This window comes from Enterobacter sp. Taxon_8, assembly GCF_058354585.1.
Map to the genome: position 1 here is coordinate 676,897 of NZ_CM177989.1, position 14,975 is coordinate 691,871.

Sequence of the window (14,975 nt, forward strand, 5' to 3'; positions counted from 1 at the left end):
CAGCGTTTAACCGTGCGTACAAGCGCAGCGGGATAATAATTAAGTCATTGAAATAGATGTTTTTACAAGCCGTCCAGTTTTCACTTTTACTCAGGCTTACCCCTGGTTTTTCCAGGGTGTTTCTTCTCTTGACTACTACATGGCTCGGCGTCAAACTCTCAAAAGAGAATGAGTTTTATTTTTATTTGTTGGTTTTTCATTACGTTGGCGTTCACGTGGCTCACAACACACACAAACCGGGTCTGGTTCTGGAGAACCTCTCTGCGGGCTATCAGAAAAAAATCATCGTTGATGATATCTCCCTTGCGATCCCACAGCAGAAAATGACCGTGCTGGTAGGGGCGAACGGCTGTGGGAAATCCACGCTGCTGAGCACCATTGCGCGTTTGCTCCAGCCGCTTGGCGGCGCGGCAGTTCTCGACGGCAAGGCGATCCACGAGCAGCCCACCAAAGCGGTCGCCCGTCAGCTTGGCATTCTCCCGCAGTCGCCGCTGCTGCCGGAAGGGTTAACCGTTTTTGAACTGGTCTCGCGCGGGCGTTTTCCCTGGCAGAACTTTATGCGTCAGTGGAGCGACGAGGACGAGCGGGCGGTGGAAGAGGCCCTGCGCCTGACCGGCACGGCAGAGTTTGCCCATATGCCGGTGGAAAGCTTATCCGGCGGCCAGCGTCAGCGCTGCTGGATCGCCATGGCGCTGGCGCAGCAAACGCCGTATATCCTGCTTGACGAGCCGACGACGTATCTCGATCTCCGCTACCAGGTGGAGATCCTGGAACTGCTGCACGCCCTGACCCGCCAGCACGGGCGTACCGTGGTGGTAGTGCTGCACGATCTCAACTTCGCCGTGAACTACGGTGATTCGCTGGTCTTTTTGCGCCAGGGAAAAGTGGAGGGCGTATTGCACGAGGGCGACGTCTGCACGCCGGAACTGATCAAAGCGGTGTTTGATGTGGACGTGCATATGTCCATCAACCCCTTGACCGGCAAACCGTTCTTTATGCCGTTTCGCCAGAGCCTTGAACAGCCATGATACGCGCTTCTCTGGCCTTCCTGATTTTTATATTGCTGCTGGCGCTGGGTGCGATTACGCATCTTGGCATCGGTGCACGCTTTATCGCCCCGCAGACGGTAGTGGAGGCGTTCATCCACTTCGACCCGCGCAATTTCGACCATAACGTCATTATCAAATTACGACTGCTGCGCCTCTGCGCCGCGATGGTGACGGGTGCCGCGCTCGGCGTGGCGGGCGTGCTGCTGCAGTCTGTGATCCGCAACCCGCTCGGCGAACCGCACATTCTGGGGCTCAACGCCGGGGCTGCGCTGGCAGTGGTGAGCGTCAGCGCGCTTGGCCTGTCGCTGCCGTTTGGTCGCCCGCTGATTGCCGCCGTCGGTGCCGCCGCGCTGTTTCTGCTGGTGCTGATGTTCTCCTCGTCCGGTCGTACCGGGCTCACGCCGATGAAGGTCACCCTGTGCGGCGTGGCGATGTCGGCGTTTGCCTCGTCGATTACCGCCGCGGTGTTAATCCTGGATGAACAGACGCTGCTCTCTCTGCGCACCTGGCTGGCAGGTGATATCGCCGGAGTCAACGCGCAGATGCTCCAGAGTGCCCTGTGGGCTGCAGCCGCTGGTTTTGTTCTTGCTATCGGGCTGTCGCCCTCGCTCAACATGCTGGCGCTGGGCGACAGAATGGCGCAGGGGCTTGGCGTGTCCCTGCTGAAAACCCGCCTGCTCGCCCTGCTGGCCATCGCGCTACTCTGCGGCGCGGCCGTCTCTATCGCCGGACCGATTGGCTTTATCGGCCTGGTCGTGCCGCAGCTCATCCGCCGTCTGGTGTCGGTCGATTTGCGCGTGATGGTGCCGCTGTCGGCCCTGTGCGGCGCGCTGGTGCTGCTGCTGGCGGATATCGCCGCCCGCACGCTGTTTACCCCCTGGGAGCTGGCAACCGGCATCATGACGGCCCTGGTCGGCGCGCCCGTATTCATCTTTATGGCGTCGAGGATGTTCAAATGAACCGGGCCGGATTCCGCGCGATCCGAATTGGCCGTATATCGGCGCTGGTTCGCCCGAAAGCGCTGGCGTACCTGTCGCTTTTCGTGCTGGCGGCGCTAAGCCTGCTGGGCTTTGGCCTGACGCACGGTTCTCTGCCCATTCCAACCTCCGCCATCGGGCGCGCGCTGTTTTCGCCTGAAAGTCTGACGGCGGAGACGCGTTACGTCGTGATGGATATCCGCCTGCCGCGCCTGATGATGGCGGTGCTGTGCGGCGCGATGCTCGGCATGGCGGGGGCGGCGATGCAGTCCATCACCCGCAACGGTCTGGCTGACCCGGGGCTTATCGGCGTGAAGGAGGGCTGTAGCGCGGCGGTACTGCTGCTGATTTTTCAGTTCCCGGCGCTGAGCCTGGCCTGGCGTCCGCTGGTCGGCATGGCCGGTGGGCTGCTTACCGCGCTGCTGGTGATCGTCCTGGCGCGCGATATCTCGCGCCCGCGGTTCATCCTGATCGGCATCGGCGTGTCGTGGGCGTTTGCCGCGGCGATGGGCGTCTTTATGACCACCGCCGACGTGCGTGACGTACAGACGGCGATGCTGTGGCTGGCGGGAAGCCTGCATGCGGCAAACTGGACGCTGGTAGGCCTGGCTGCGCTCTGGGCCGCCCCCGCGTTTGCGCTGCTGCTGTTTACCGCCCGGGCCGCGGACGTGGCGTTGCTCGGCAATCAGGCCGCTACGGGCCTTGGCGTGCGCACAACCCGGCTGGCGCTGCTGCGGGTTCTCGCTCCGGTGGTGCTGACGGCGGCCTGCGTCTCCTGCGTGGGCAGCATTGGCTTCGTGGGGCTGATTGCCCCGCACATGGCGCGCCTGCTGCTGCGCGGCGGGCAAACCGCGCTCCTGACGGGAAGCGCCGTGCTGGGGGCGCTGCTGGTGCTGCTGGCGGATAACGTCGGCCGTCTGGCATTCCTCCCGCTGCAGCTGCCGGCGGGAATTGTGATTTCATTGATTGGCGGACCGTTTTTCCTGCTGCTGCTCTGGCAGCGTCGGGACAGATTTTAGGGGACTATGATGCGCGTACTGTTTTCGATGCTGTTGCTGGTGGGGTTCGCGGTGAGCGCGGCGGAGCCGACGCAGGTCTTTACCGACGATTTGGGACGCAAGGTGGTTGTGCCGGTTCATCCGAAGCGGATTGTTTCCTTACACGATCTGGATATCACCATTCCGCTGATTGAGCTTGGCGTGCCGCCGGTGGCGAGCCATGGCCGCACGCGGCCGGACGACAGCCACTTTCTGCGCTCCAGCGGCATGTTAACCGGCGTCGACTTCGATAATTCCGATATCAAATTTATCGGCACGGCCGATATCGACATCGAAGCCATCGCCGCCGCAAAACCTGACCTGATCGTTACCGAGCCGACCCGCAACACCCCGGTGGAACAGCTGGCGAAAATTGCCCCGACGGTGAGCATCGATCATCTCGACGGCGGCGCGCCGGAAATCTACCGCAAGCTGGCGCAGCTCACGGGCACGCAGGCAAGGCTAAACATTCTGGAACGCCGCTATCAGGAACAAATCAAGGCGCTGAAGGCGACCATCGACACGCGCAAAATCACCGTGTCGGTGATTCAGGCTAATCAGGGGAAAATCAACGCTATGCACAGCTACCACTCGCTGGGCCGCGTGCTGCGCGACGCAGGATTCAAGTTCCCGCCGCTGATTGAGTCCATCCCGGAAGGGGGACGGATTGACGTCAGCGCCGAGCGCCTGCCGGAGCTGGATGGCGATTTCGTCTTCGCCACCTGGCGCGGGGATACGGGCGGTAAACCGCAGGACGAGCTGGCGGCGATGGATGCGGTCATGCCGGGCTGGTGTCAGTTCCTCAATGCCTGCCGAACCGGGCATTACGTGCTGATCTCGCGTGAAGAGGCGATCTCGAATTCGTTCGCGTCTTTAGGGCTGATGGTCGCGCAGGTGCAGTCTCAGATTGCCGGGCGACCGCTGCCGGAGGCGTCACGGTGATCCGCAAAGAGAAAGGGCGCGTGGATGTCTATGGCGACCGTTTTCGCGCGCGGGCGCATCAGCTGACGCCGCGTCTGCTGCAGGTTGCACGCTATATTCATGACAATCGCGAAGCGGTGATGGAACAGACCGCCATGGAGATTGCTGCCGTAGTGAAAACCTCCGATGCCACGGTGGTCCGCGCCATCCAGGCGCTGGGTTTCGCCGGGCTGCGCGATCTCAAGCAAACGCTTGAGCAGTGGTTTGGTCCGGTGGTCACCTCCAGCGAAAAGATGTCCACTACGGTGAACACGCTTGCCAGCGACGTCAACGCGAGCATTGATTTTGTGCTGGAGGGGCATCAACACACCTGCGAGGTGTTGTCCGAGCCCCACAACCGATACGCGATGGCCCAGGCGGTCTCTCTGCTGGCGCAGGCGAGGCAGGTTGCCATATTTGGCATTGGGGCATCCGGTATTCTGGCCGAGTATACCGCCAGGCTGTTCAGCCGCATGGGGTTACCCGCCACGCCGCTTAACCGTACCGGAATAGGGCTTGCCGAGCAGCTGATTGCGCTTCAGCGCGGCGACGTGCTGGTGATGATGGCGCAGAAGTCCGCGCACCGGGAGGGGCAAACCACCCTGCGTGAAGCAAAACGTCTGGGCATTCCAACGATCCTGCTGACCAACGCCCTTGATTCGCGTTTCAGCAAGGAGGCCAGCGTGGTGATCCACGTTCCGCGCGGCGGCGAAAAGGGCAAAATCCCGCTCCACGGCACGGTGCTGCTCTGTCTGGAGATGATTATTTTATCCGTAGCCTCCACCGAGCCGCAGCGCACTATCAAGTCGATGAAGCGCATCAACGAGCTACATCGCGGGTTAAAACCGGGGAAGAAAAGCAGCTAAAAACAACAAAGCCCGGTTGCGCTGACGCTCACCGGGCCTGGACCTGTTCTCCCTCTCCCGTCAGGAGAGGGCTGGGGTGAGGGAAAACTTAAACCCCTTGCTCCAGAATACGGATGTGGGTTTCCAGCACGTCACCCTTCACCGCGTCACTCCACGCTTTCATGTGCGTGGTCTGCAGGTGTGCTTCGAGGTGCGCGACGGTTTCCCACTGCTCAACCATGATGATCGAGTCCGGCGCGGTCGCCTGGAAGCTGGCATCAGTGGCGGCATCCACCATCGGCGCGTAGCCGTGGCAGCCTTCTTCTTTCAGTACGGTCGGGATAATTTTCGCGAACTGATCCAGCACCGCCTGACGGTGATGTTGACCTGGACGAGTACGGATTTCTGCGATAACGGTAAGCATGTTTACTACTCCTTTAATTCCAGGCTACCAGTTAAGCAAAAATTTCCGCGAGATGCTTGCGATATTCTGCGATATAGCTCGGGACATCAGGCATTTTAATCACGTCGTTGACGATAAACGTCGGCAGAGGATCCATGCCCAGGAACTGGTTAGCCTTGTGGAACGGCAGGTACGCGCCGTCAACGCCCACGCCTTCGAAGAACTGATCTTTCTCGGTGAAGGCTTCCAGCGGGGCGTTCCAGGTCAGAGAGAGCATATATTTTTTGCCCTGAATCATACCGCCTGACCCGTATTTTTTGGACGCGTCAGAGCGGGTGCGGCCATCGCTGGCATACAGTGAGCCATGACCTTCGGTGAACACGTCGTCCATGTATTTTTTTACGGTCCACGGCGCGCCCATCCACCAGCCTGGCATCTGCCAGATCACCACGTCAGCCCACAGGAAGTTCTGTACTTCGGCCTTCACGTCATAATTGCTGTCCGCGCGTACGACCTTAACATCATGCCCGGCGTCGCGCAGGAAACCGTCCGCGACCTCGGTCAGGGTGTCATTCAGCTGGCCTTTAGAGTGCGCAAATTCTTTTGCACCGTTGATAATCAGGATATTGCTCATTATTTGTCCTCGATGATGAGAGTATGGCCAGTATTCTACGCGCGAGGACGGTGCGGTAAAATGAGCAAAATGTGCAAAGTCTTTTGCATTAAACGCAATAATCTCTACCAGCTGACCTTCACTTCAAAACCGCCTTCAGGCGCATTGCTCAACGAGACGCGCATACCGTGCAGCGCGGCGATGCGTTTTACGATGGATAACCCCAGCCCGCTGCCCGTGGCATCCTGACCCGGCGGACGATAAAAGCGCTCGCCGATGCGCGCCAGCGCGTCAGGTGAAATGCCTGGGCCGTTGTCGCGCACGGTAAAACTACGCGCGTCCAGGGTGACGTCCACCACGCTGCCGCGCGGGCTGTAGCGGATGGCGTTGTCCAGCAGGTTGCGCACCATCAGGCTGAGCAGCAGGGGTTGTCCCTGACGTTTGGCCTGCGGGTCGCGGTTGTTGAGGCGAATATCAATCCCTGCCTGCTGCGCCGGATGCCAGATATCCAGCACCGCCGACTGAAGTAAATCGGCAACCGTTATCGGTTCAACATCGTCCAGGTTATCCAGCGAGTCCAGACGCGACAGGGTGAGGAGCTGGTCCACCAGCCGGGAAGCGCGGTCGATGCCCGCATGCAGCTGCGCCAGCGCTTTTTCCCGCGCCTGCGGATCGTCATGTGAGAGCTGCGCCACGTCAGTTTGCACCTTCAGGGCCGCCAGCGGGCTGCGCAGCTCGTGGGCGGCGTCGGACGTAAAGCGGCGCTCGCGGGTCATCATTTCCTGGGTACGCGCGAAGAGATGATTCAGCGAATCAAGCAGGGGGCGCACTTCCGTAGGGACGCCCTCCGTCGGCAGTTTATCGGTAGCATCCGGCGAGCGGGAGCGCAGGGTCTGCGCCAGCTTTTTCAGCGGCTTTAGCTCCCGGCTCAGGAGCAGAACCAGCAACAGCAACATCACGGGCAGCGCCACCAGCCAGGGCGTGAGCTGCGAGCTGACCACGTCCAGCGCCATCTCCTGGCGGTACTCCCACTCCTGGCCGACCACCACGCGGTACTTCCCGTCGGGTGAGGTCAGCCACAGGAAACGCCATTCGTCGTTGTCGTCCTGGAGCTGCCCGTTAGCAAACCCGTCGCGGCGATAGTGGTACGGAATATCGCGCCCGTTCTCGCCATCGTTCAGCAGCATTTTGCCGTCAACGGCGTAAATGGCGAAAGCCAGCGCGTCGTCATCGAGACGGCCATGCTTCACTTTTTTCGGGATCTCGCGCATCCGTTCGGGGGCGCGGATCTCGTCAAGATCCATCGTCAGCAGCCGTTTGGCAAACAGCATCTGCTGGGTGTCGAAGAGCTTATCCAGCTTGTGGGTGGTCTGCTGCCAGGCCACCAGGCTGGCGGCAAACCATGCCGTCAGGGAGAGCGCTAAAAAGAGGAGCGTCAGGCGCAGCTTCAGGCTCAGGCGTTGCGTCAGCTTCATGCGTCACCCAGGGTATAGCCGATGCCGTGCACGGTGCGGATAAACTCGCTGCCAAGCTTGCGGCGCAGGTGATGAACGTGGACTTCTACCGCGTTGCTGGAGACGTCGTCATCCCAGGTATACAGTTTTTCCTCAATCGTCTTGCGAGGGAGCACGCGGCCTGCATTGCGCATCAGCAGTTCCAGCAGCGCGAACTCTTTCGGCTTCAGCGTCAGCGGTTCACCGTCCAGCGTGGCGACGAGACGGGTCGGATCGAGCGTGACCTTGCCGTGGCGTAGCTCGCTATGCGTCTGGCCGTGACTGCGGCGGGCCAGCGCCTCGAGGCGGGCGTCGACTTCAATCAGCGCGAACGGCTTGCAGAGATAATCATCCGCGCCAAGACGCAGCCCTTCCACGCGCTGGTTGAGCGCATCCCGCGCGGTCAGGATCAATACCGGCTCGCTGCGCCCGCTTTCGCGCCACGCGCGCAGGATGTCCAGACCGTCGATTTCCGGCAGCGTCAGATCCAGCACCACGGCATCATAGGGCGCAGAAGCAAGCGCGGCCTGACCGGTTTTACCGTCGGTAAACCAGTCCACGCTAAAGCCCATTTTGCTTAAACCCGCCCTGATACCGTCGCCGATTAACGTGTCGTCTTCTACCAGTAAAATGCGCATGTTCCCTCCTTGATGCCGTCAGTAAACCCCCTGTAAGCGCCTGCTGTACAGCAATAATAAATAAATTTTTCGCTTAAGAAGTTGTTAAGGATTACCCTGTTTAATGGACTGCAAACCAGATTAAAGGGAGAGTTAATATGAAAAAATTCGCTGCCATTGCCGCCATCATGATGATGACCACTGCCCCCGTTTTTGCCGCGCAGGGCGGATTTAACGGCCCGTCGGCCACGCAAACCCAGACCCAGACGGGAGGTTTTGTTGATAACGACGCTAACCTCACCACCGCGGTGAAGGTGAAAGAGATGAAGGACGACAGCTGGGTGAAGCTGCGTGGGAACATTACCCAGCGCCTGTCCGATGACCGGTACACCTTCCGCGATGAGACCGGCACGGTCAACGTGGAGATTGACCACAAGCGCTGGAACGGCGTGACCGTCACCCCTCAGGATAAAGTGGAAATCCAGGGCAAGGTCGATAAAGAGTGGAACGATTTTGAAATCGACGTGAAGCAGGTCATCAAGCTGAACAAATAACCCGGAAAGAGCCGCATAAGCGGCCCTTTTTCTTTGTGACTCAACTCGTCAGATAGGGTAGTATCTGCGGCAATATTGCCTGAAACCCTTCGGTTTCTGAGTTGAGGAATCACACGTAATGAGCGATATGGCAGAGCGCCTCGCGCTACATGAATTCACGGAAAACGCCTACCTGAACTATTCCATGTACGTCATCATGGACAGGGCGTTGCCGTTTATCGGGGATGGCCTGAAGCCCGTTCAGCGCCGCATCGTGTATGCGATGTCCGAACTGGGGCTGAACGCCACCGCCAAGTTCAAGAAATCCGCCCGTACCGTCGGTGACGTGCTGGGTAAATACCATCCGCACGGCGACAGCGCCTGCTATGAAGCGATGGTGCTGATGGCTCAGCCGTTCTCTTACCGCTACCCGCTGGTGGATGGTCAGGGGAACTGGGGGGCGCCGGACGATCCAAAATCCTTCGCGGCAATGCGTTATACCGAATCCCGTCTCTCTAAATATGCCGAAGTGCTGCTGGGCGAGCTGGGTCAGGGAACCGTCGACTGGGTGCCAAACTTCGACGGTACGCTGCAGGAGCCGAAGATGCTGCCTGCGCGTCTGCCGAACATCCTGCTGAATGGCACCACCGGGATTGCGGTCGGTATGGCGACGGACATTCCGCCGCACAACCTGCGTGAAGTGGCGAAAGCCGCCATTACCCTGATCGAGCAGCCTAAAGCCTCGCTCGACGATCTGCTGGATATCGTGCAGGGGCCAGATTTCCCAACCGAAGCTGAGATCATCACCTCTCGCGCGGAAATTCGCAAAATCTACCAGAACGGGCGCGGCTCCGTGCGCATGCGCGCGGTGTGGAATAAAGAGGACGGCGCCGTGGTGATCACCGCGCTGCCGCATCAGGTTTCCGGCGCCAAAGTGCTGGAGCAGATCGCCTCCCAGATGCGCAATAAAAAGCTGCCGATGGTCGACGACCTGCGCGATGAATCGGACCACGAGAACCCGACCCGTCTGGTGATCGTGCCGCGCTCCAACCGCGTGGACATGGAGCAGGTGATGAACCACCTGTTTGCCACCACCGATCTGGAAAAAAGCTACCGCATCAACCTGAACATGATCGGCCTCGACGGACGCCCGGCGGTGAAAAACCTGCTGGAGATCCTCACCGAATGGCTGACGTTCCGCCGCGATACGGTACGCCGTCGTCTGAACCATCGTCTCGAGAAAGTGCTTAAGCGCCTGCATATCCTTGAAGGTTTGCTGGTGGCGTTCCTCAATATCGACGAGGTGATTGAGATCATCCGCACCGAGGACGAGCCGAAGCCCGCCCTGATGTCGCGCTTTGGCATCAGCGAAACCCAGGCCGAAGCGATCCTCGAGCTGAAGCTGCGCCATCTCGCCAAACTGGAAGAGATGAAGATCCGCGGCGAGCAGAACGAGCTTGAAAAAGAGCGCGATCAGCTGCAGGCGATCCTCGCGTCCGAACGCAAGATGAATAACCTGCTGAAAAAAGAGCTGCAGGCCGATGCCGATGCCTTCGGTGACGACCGTCGTTCTCCGCTGCACGAGCGCGAAGAAGCGAAGGCGATGAACGAGCACGACATGCAGCCGTCCGAGCCTGTGACTATTGTCCTGTCGCAGAGCGGCTGGGTACGCAGCGCCAAAGGCCACGATATCGACGCGCCGGGGCTCAGCTATAAAGCGGGCGACAGCTTCAAAGCGGCGGTGAAAGGCAAGAGCAACCAGCCGGTGGCGTTTATCGACTCCACCGGTCGCAGCTACGCCATTGACCCGATCACGCTGCCTTCCGCGCGCGGGCAGGGCGAGCCGCTAACCGGCAAGCTGACGCTGCCGCCTGGCGCGACGGTTGACCATATGCTGATGGAAGCCGATGACCAGAAGCTGCTGCTGGCGTCCGATGCGGGCTACGGCTTTATCTGTACCTTCAACGATCTGGTTTCCCGCAACCGTGCCGGTAAGGCGCTGATTAGCCTGCCGGACAACGCTCACGTGATGGCACCGCTGGTGATTGAGAACGAAAGCGACATGCTGCTGGCGATCACTACCGCCGGACGTATGCTGATGTTCCCGGTCAGCGATCTGCCGGAGCTGTCAAAAGGCAAGGGCAACAAGATCATCAACATCCCGTCGGCGGAGGCCGCGAAAGGCGAAGATGGCCTGGCGCACCTCTTCCTTCTGCCGCCGCAGAGCACGCTGACCATTCACGTCGGCAAGCGCAAAATCAAGCTTCGTCCGGAAGAGCTGCAGAAGGTGGTGGGTGAGCGCGGTCGCCGCGGCTCGCTGATGCGCGGTCTGCAGCGTATCGATCGCGTGGAGATTGACTCTCCTGCACGCAGCGCTGCGGGCGACAGCGAAGAGTAATGTCGTGATATCCCCCCTCTGTCCGGAGGGGGAATTTCAATAAAATTTCCCGTAAAATCGTTGTTAATTCGTGCGTTGCGATTAACAATACGCGCTCGTAATAAAGTCCTTACCTGGCCACAGGTGAAGTATAATTGTCAGCTGTTGGGGCTTCAGAGGTCGCTATGCTATATATTGTTCGTCTTATTCTTACCGTCATCTACTGTATTCTGGTCTGTATTTTCGGCTCTATTTATTGCCTGTTCAGCCCGCGTAATCCGAAGCATGTCGCCACCTTTGGCCATATGTTCGGGCGCCTTGCTCCGCTGTTTGGCCTGAAGGTTGAAAAACGTCTGCCGGAAGGGGCGGAGAATTTCGGTAACGCCATCTATATTGCCAACCATCAGAACAACTACGATATGGTGACGGCCTCTAATATCGTGCTTCCACCGACCGTGACGGTGGGCAAAAAAAGCCTGCTGTGGATCCCGTTTTTTGGTCAGCTGTACTGGCTTACCGGTAACCTGCTGATCGACCGTAATAACCGTGCAAAAGCGCACAGCACCATTGCCGAAGTGGTGAATCATTTTAAAAAGCGCAAAATCTCAATCTGGATGTTCCCGGAAGGAACGCGCAGCCGCGGTCGCGGCCTGCTGCCGTTTAAAACCGGTGCGTTTCATGCTGCAATTGCGGCAGGTGTTCCAATTATTCCCGTGTGCGTTTCCAATACTTCGAATAAGATTAATCTTAACCGCCTGAATAATGGGCTGGTGATTGTCGAAATGCTGCCACCTGTCGATACCAGCAAATACGGTAAAGATCAGGTGCGTGAATTGGCAGCACACTGCCGTGAGCTAATGGCTCAGCATATTGCGCAGCTCGACAAAGAAGTCGCAGAGAGAGAAGCCGCCGGTAAGATTTAACCCGGCGTTGAAGGGAAAACGAATTCCCGCGTTGTTAGTCGTTTCAGATGGAGCTTATATGTCACTCAGTCGGCGTCAGTTTATTCAGGCTTCGGGGATCGCCCTTTGTGCGGGTGCGATGCCGCTGACAGCCAGCGCCGCCGGGCAGCAACAGCCGCTGCCTATACCGCCACTCATTGAATCCCGTCGCGGTCAGCCGCTTTTCCTGACGCTGCAGCGTAGCCACTGGTCCTTTACCCAGGGGACGCGTGCGCCCGTCTGGGGCATTAACGGACGTTACCTCGGGCCGACCATACGCGTGTGGAATGGCGATGACGTAAAGCTCATCTACAGTAACCGCACCCCTGAAAATGTCGCTATGACCATCAGCGGCCTGCAGGTGCCTGGCCCGCTGATTGGCGGCGCGGCGCGAATGATGTCACCCAGCGCCGACTGGGCGCCCGTTCTGCCGATTCGCCAGAGCGCGGCAACCCTGTGGTATCACGCCAACACGCCTAACCGCACGGCGCAGCAGGTCTATAACGGCCTGGCCGGCATGTGGCTTGTGGAAGATGAAGTCAGCAAATCTCTGCCGATCCCGAATCACTACGGCGTGGATGACTTCCCGATTATCATCCAGGACAAACGTCTGGATAACTTCGGCACGCCTGAATACAGCGAGCCGGGCAGCGGTGGCTTCGTCGGCGATACGCTGCTGGTCAACGGCGCGCAAAGCCCGTATGTCGAAGTTTCTCGCGGCTGGGTGCGCCTGCGCCTGCTCAACGCGTCCAACTCGCGCCGCTATCAGCTGCAAATGAGCGATGGCCGTCCGCTGCACGTGATCTCCGGCGATCAGGGCTTTTTACCGGCGCCGGTGTCCGTCAAACAGCTTGCGCTCTCGCCGGGCGAACGTCGCGAAGTTCTCATTGATATGACCAACGGGGATGAAGTGTCTGTCACCTGCGGTGAAGCGGCCAGCATTGTCGACCGTATTCGCGGGTTCTTTGAACCGTCGAGCATTCTGGTCTCGACCCTGGTGCTGACCCTGCGTCCAACCGGTCTGCTGCCGCTGGTGACCGATAGCCTGCCCATGCGCCTGCTGCCGCAGGAGATCATGAGCGGCTCGCCGGTGCGCAGCCGTGATATCAGCCTCGGCGACGACCCGGGCATCAACGGCGCGCTGTGGGACGTCAACCGCATTGACATTACCGCGCAGCAGGGTACCTGGGAGCGCTGGACGGTGCGTTCAGATATGCCGCAGTCGTTCCATATTGAAGGGGTGGCATTCCTGATCCGCAACGTCAACGGTGCGATGCCGTTCCCGGAAGACCGCGGCTGGAAAGATACTGTCTGGGTGGACGGTCAGGTTGAACTGCTTGTCTACTATGGTCAGCCTTCGTGGCCGCACTTCCCGTTCCTGTTCCACAGCCAGACGCTGGAGATGATGGACAGGGGGTCCGTAGGGCAGATGCTGATCAACCCTGCCCCATAATCCTGACATTCCCGGTTCGCCGGGAATGTTTTATGCCCGCCAGAAAAAGCGCGAGAACAGTATCAGCACCGGATAAATTTCCAGACGCCCTAAGATCATCGCCGCGCACATCAGCAGTTTTGCCCCTTCTGTTAACGTGCCGAACGTCGACGCCGTCTCGCCAAACCCCAGCCCCATGTTGTTGATGCAGGCGGCAACCGTTGCGAATGACGTAAACAGGTCGTAGCCCATCAGATTGAGCGACCAGACAAAAAAGCCCGTAATCATCACGTAGAGAAAAAAGAAGCTCCAGACCGAGCGCAGGACGCGTTCATTCACCACGCTTTTGCCCACCTTAATGCTCAGCAGCGCTCTCGGATGCGCCAGCTGGTTCATCTCCTGAATACTCTGCTTGAACATAATGAGAAAACGCAGCGCTTTGATCCCGCCGCAGGTCGAGCCTACGCAGCCGCCAAAAAAGCTGGCGCTCAACAGCAGGAAGATGGTATGTGCTGGCCACTGGGCATAGTCGGCTGTCGAAAGGCCGTTATCGGTCATCATCGAACTGGCAAGGAAGAAGGCATGCACCAGGCTATCAGTGGCGTTGTACATCCCGGCATGCCAGACCTGCCAGGCGGTGATGACGATAATCACCGCGGCGGCGCTCAGAAAGAATTTAACCTCCGGGCTGCGGCGAATCGGTTTCAGGGTGCGTCTGACAATGGCGACGTACCAGAGGGTGAAGTTGAACGCGGAGAGCAGTGAAAACGCCCCGGCGACCAGCTCAATCGCGTGGCTGTCATAAAACCCAATGCTTTCGCTGCGGGTGGAGAACCCGCCCAGCGACACGGTCGACAGCCCGTGACAGAGGGCGTCAAAAAATGACATTCCCGCCAGCCAGTAGGCCAGGGTGCAGGCCACGCCCAGCGCGAAGTAGGTCACCCACAGCGTGCGCGCGGTATCGGCAAGGCGGGGAGTCAGACGCTCCTCCTTGAACGGCCCCGGCATCTCTGACTGATAGAGCTTCATGCCGCCAATGCCCAGCAGCGGCAGGACCGCGACGGCCAGCACGATGACGCCTAACCCGCCAATGAAATTCAGCTGAGCGCGGTAATAAAGGTACGATTTAGGCAGGGCGCTGACGTCCCCGATCACCGTTGCCCCGGTGGTGGTGATCCCGGAAACCCCTTCAAAGAGCGAGTCGGCAAAAGAGAGCTGTAGCCCGTCATCCATCCAGAGCGGCATGGCGCTAATCAATGAAAACAGCAGCCAGAACAGCACGATGATCACGAAACCGTCGCGGGTGCGCAGCTGTATGCCCGCGTGACGGGTTGCCCGCCAGGTTAGCCCTCCGAGAGTAAAAAAGGTTAAAAAGGTGGTCAGAAAGGCAAAGTAGGTCCGCTCTTTATTCAGCAGGGCGATAACCATCGGCGGCAGCATAGAAAGGCTGTACAGCAGAACCAGAAAACCGCAGAGGTGAAGGACAACCCGCAGTTGGGAGACATGTAACGAATCGTTGGGCTTCACAGCAGAGCTCCGCACAAGCACGCATTCCGGGGCAAATCACCGGAAAATATAGTGAATATTATGATCCAAAATTATCAGGGTGCTGTATTTTAACGAGTTCCGTGAATATCTGCCTGCTTCCTGCATCCTTTTCTTCAAATCCGGCGGATGAACAGCGTATAATCCCGCTCC

At 59.1% G+C, this 14,975-nt stretch carries 14 protein-coding genes; 9 read left to right on the top strand and 5 right to left on the bottom strand.

Annotated features, from left to right (window positions below; genetic code table 11):
• Positions 1 to 215: 215 nt before the first annotated feature.
• From AC4IBF_RS03270 to AC4IBF_RS03290, 5 genes are read left to right on the top strand one after another with little or no spacing between them, the layout of a single operon-like run.
• Positions 216 to 1,028 (top strand): ABC transporter ATP-binding protein, encoded by an 813-nt coding sequence (locus tag AC4IBF_RS03270; RefSeq protein ID WP_136195074.1) that lies wholly within the window; start codon positions 216 to 218, stop codon positions 1,026 to 1,028.
• Complete coding sequence (locus tag AC4IBF_RS03275; RefSeq protein WP_136195075.1) at positions 1,025 to 2,008, top strand: FecCD family ABC transporter permease; 984 nt, start codon at positions 1,025 to 1,027, stop codon at positions 2,006 to 2,008. The genes AC4IBF_RS03270 and AC4IBF_RS03275 overlap by 4 nt, the downstream gene beginning before the upstream one ends.
• A complete protein-coding gene (locus AC4IBF_RS03280; protein ID WP_136195076.1) occupies positions 2,005 to 3,045 on the top strand; it encodes a FecCD family ABC transporter permease in 1,041 nt (346 codons plus the stop codon). The genes AC4IBF_RS03275 and AC4IBF_RS03280 overlap by 4 nt, the downstream gene beginning before the upstream one ends.
• 9 nt (positions 3,046 to 3,054) lie before the next feature.
• Positions 3,055 to 4,005: an iron-siderophore ABC transporter substrate-binding protein gene (locus AC4IBF_RS03285; RefSeq protein WP_136195214.1), complete on the top strand. Its 951-nt coding sequence runs from the start codon at positions 3,055 to 3,057 to the stop codon at positions 4,003 to 4,005.
• Positions 4,002 to 4,889: a MurR/RpiR family transcriptional regulator gene (locus tag AC4IBF_RS03290; protein WP_039025548.1), complete on the top strand. Its 888-nt coding sequence runs from the start codon at positions 4,002 to 4,004 to the stop codon at positions 4,887 to 4,889. The genes AC4IBF_RS03285 and AC4IBF_RS03290 overlap by 4 nt, the downstream gene beginning before the upstream one ends.
• A gap of 88 nt (positions 4,890 to 4,977) precedes the next feature.
• Here AC4IBF_RS03290 and AC4IBF_RS03295 read toward each other — a convergent pair whose 3' ends face one another.
• The 4 genes from AC4IBF_RS03295 to qseB all read right to left on the bottom strand — a co-directional run bounded on the left by AC4IBF_RS03295 (position 4,978) and on the right by qseB (position 8,015).
• A complete protein-coding gene (locus tag AC4IBF_RS03295) occupies positions 4,978 to 5,292 on the bottom strand; it encodes a putative quinol monooxygenase (protein ID WP_032664433.1) in 315 nt (104 codons plus the stop codon).
• 31 nt (positions 5,293 to 5,323) lie between these two features.
• Complete coding sequence (locus AC4IBF_RS03300) at positions 5,324 to 5,905, bottom strand: NAD(P)H-dependent oxidoreductase (protein ID WP_111963279.1); 582 nt, start codon at positions 5,903 to 5,905, stop codon at positions 5,324 to 5,326.
• 104 nt (positions 5,906 to 6,009) lie between these two features.
• Entirely contained in the window at positions 6,010 to 7,359 is a 1,350-nt protein-coding gene (gene qseC / locus AC4IBF_RS03305) for a quorum sensing histidine kinase QseC (RefSeq protein ID WP_491463148.1), read from the bottom strand.
• Positions 7,356 to 8,015 carry a quorum sensing response regulator transcription factor QseB gene (gene qseB, locus AC4IBF_RS03310; RefSeq protein WP_491463149.1) on the bottom strand — a complete coding sequence of 220 codons (660 nt, stop codon included), beginning with the start codon at positions 8,013 to 8,015 and terminating at the stop codon, positions 7,356 to 7,358. Before qseB ends, qseC begins: the two co-directional genes overlap by 4 nt.
• A gap of 137 nt (positions 8,016 to 8,152) precedes the next feature.
• On the opposite strand from qseB, the gene AC4IBF_RS03315 reads away from it, so the two are divergent.
• The 4 genes from AC4IBF_RS03315 to ftsP all read left to right on the top strand — a co-directional run bounded on the left by AC4IBF_RS03315 (position 8,153) and on the right by ftsP (position 13,298).
• Positions 8,153 to 8,548 (top strand): YgiW/YdeI family stress tolerance OB fold protein, encoded by a 396-nt coding sequence (locus AC4IBF_RS03315; RefSeq protein ID WP_252093443.1) that lies wholly within the window; start codon positions 8,153 to 8,155, stop codon positions 8,546 to 8,548.
• A gap of 118 nt (positions 8,549 to 8,666) precedes the next feature.
• A complete protein-coding gene (gene parC, locus AC4IBF_RS03320) occupies positions 8,667 to 10,925 on the top strand; it encodes a DNA topoisomerase IV subunit A (protein WP_045415164.1) in 2,259 nt (752 codons plus the stop codon).
• A 164-nt stretch (positions 10,926 to 11,089) separates the two neighbouring features.
• Positions 11,090 to 11,827: a 1-acylglycerol-3-phosphate O-acyltransferase gene (gene plsC / locus AC4IBF_RS03325; protein WP_045404006.1), complete on the top strand. Its 738-nt coding sequence runs from the start codon at positions 11,090 to 11,092 to the stop codon at positions 11,825 to 11,827.
• Between the two features lie 58 nt (positions 11,828 to 11,885).
• Positions 11,886 to 13,298 carry a cell division protein FtsP gene (gene ftsP / locus AC4IBF_RS03330; protein ID WP_023309186.1) on the top strand — a complete coding sequence of 471 codons (1,413 nt, stop codon included), beginning with the start codon at positions 11,886 to 11,888 and terminating at the stop codon, positions 13,296 to 13,298.
• A gap of 30 nt (positions 13,299 to 13,328) precedes the next feature.
• On the opposite strand, the gene AC4IBF_RS03335 is transcribed toward ftsP, so the two are convergent.
• Entirely contained in the window at positions 13,329 to 14,804 is a 1,476-nt protein-coding gene (locus AC4IBF_RS03335) for a TrkH family potassium uptake protein (protein ID WP_111963275.1), read from the bottom strand.
• Between the last annotated feature and the right edge of the window lie 171 nt (positions 14,805 to 14,975).

Bases quoted from the DNA above. Each gene is read 5' to 3' on its own strand.
- AC4IBF_RS03275 (WP_136195075.1), top strand. From the start codon at position 1,025: ATGATACGCGCTTCTCTGGCCTTCCTGATTTTTATATTGCTGCTGGCG.
- AC4IBF_RS03280 (WP_136195076.1), top strand. From the start codon at position 2,005: ATGAACCGGGCCGGATTCCGCGCGATCCGAATTGGCCGTATATCGGCG.
- AC4IBF_RS03285 (WP_136195214.1), top strand. From the start codon at position 3,055: ATGCGCGTACTGTTTTCGATGCTGTTGCTGGTGGGGTTCGCGGTGAGC.
- AC4IBF_RS03295 (WP_032664433.1), bottom strand. From the start codon at position 5,292: ATGCTTACCGTTATCGCAGAAATCCGTACTCGTCCAGGTCAACATCAC.
- AC4IBF_RS03300 (WP_111963279.1), bottom strand. From the start codon at position 5,905: ATGAGCAATATCCTGATTATCAACGGTGCAAAAGAATTTGCGCACTCT.
- qseC (WP_491463148.1), bottom strand. From the start codon at position 7,359: ATGAAGCTGACGCAACGCCTGAGCCTGAAGCTGCGCCTGACGCTCCTC.
- qseB (WP_491463149.1), bottom strand. From the start codon at position 8,015: ATGCGCATTTTACTGGTAGAAGACGACACGTTAATCGGCGACGGTATC.
- AC4IBF_RS03315 (WP_252093443.1), top strand. From the start codon at position 8,153: ATGAAAAAATTCGCTGCCATTGCCGCCATCATGATGATGACCACTGCC.
- parC (WP_045415164.1), top strand. From the start codon at position 8,667: ATGAGCGATATGGCAGAGCGCCTCGCGCTACATGAATTCACGGAAAAC.
- plsC (WP_045404006.1), top strand. From the start codon at position 11,090: ATGCTATATATTGTTCGTCTTATTCTTACCGTCATCTACTGTATTCTG.
- ftsP (WP_023309186.1), top strand. From the start codon at position 11,886: ATGTCACTCAGTCGGCGTCAGTTTATTCAGGCTTCGGGGATCGCCCTT.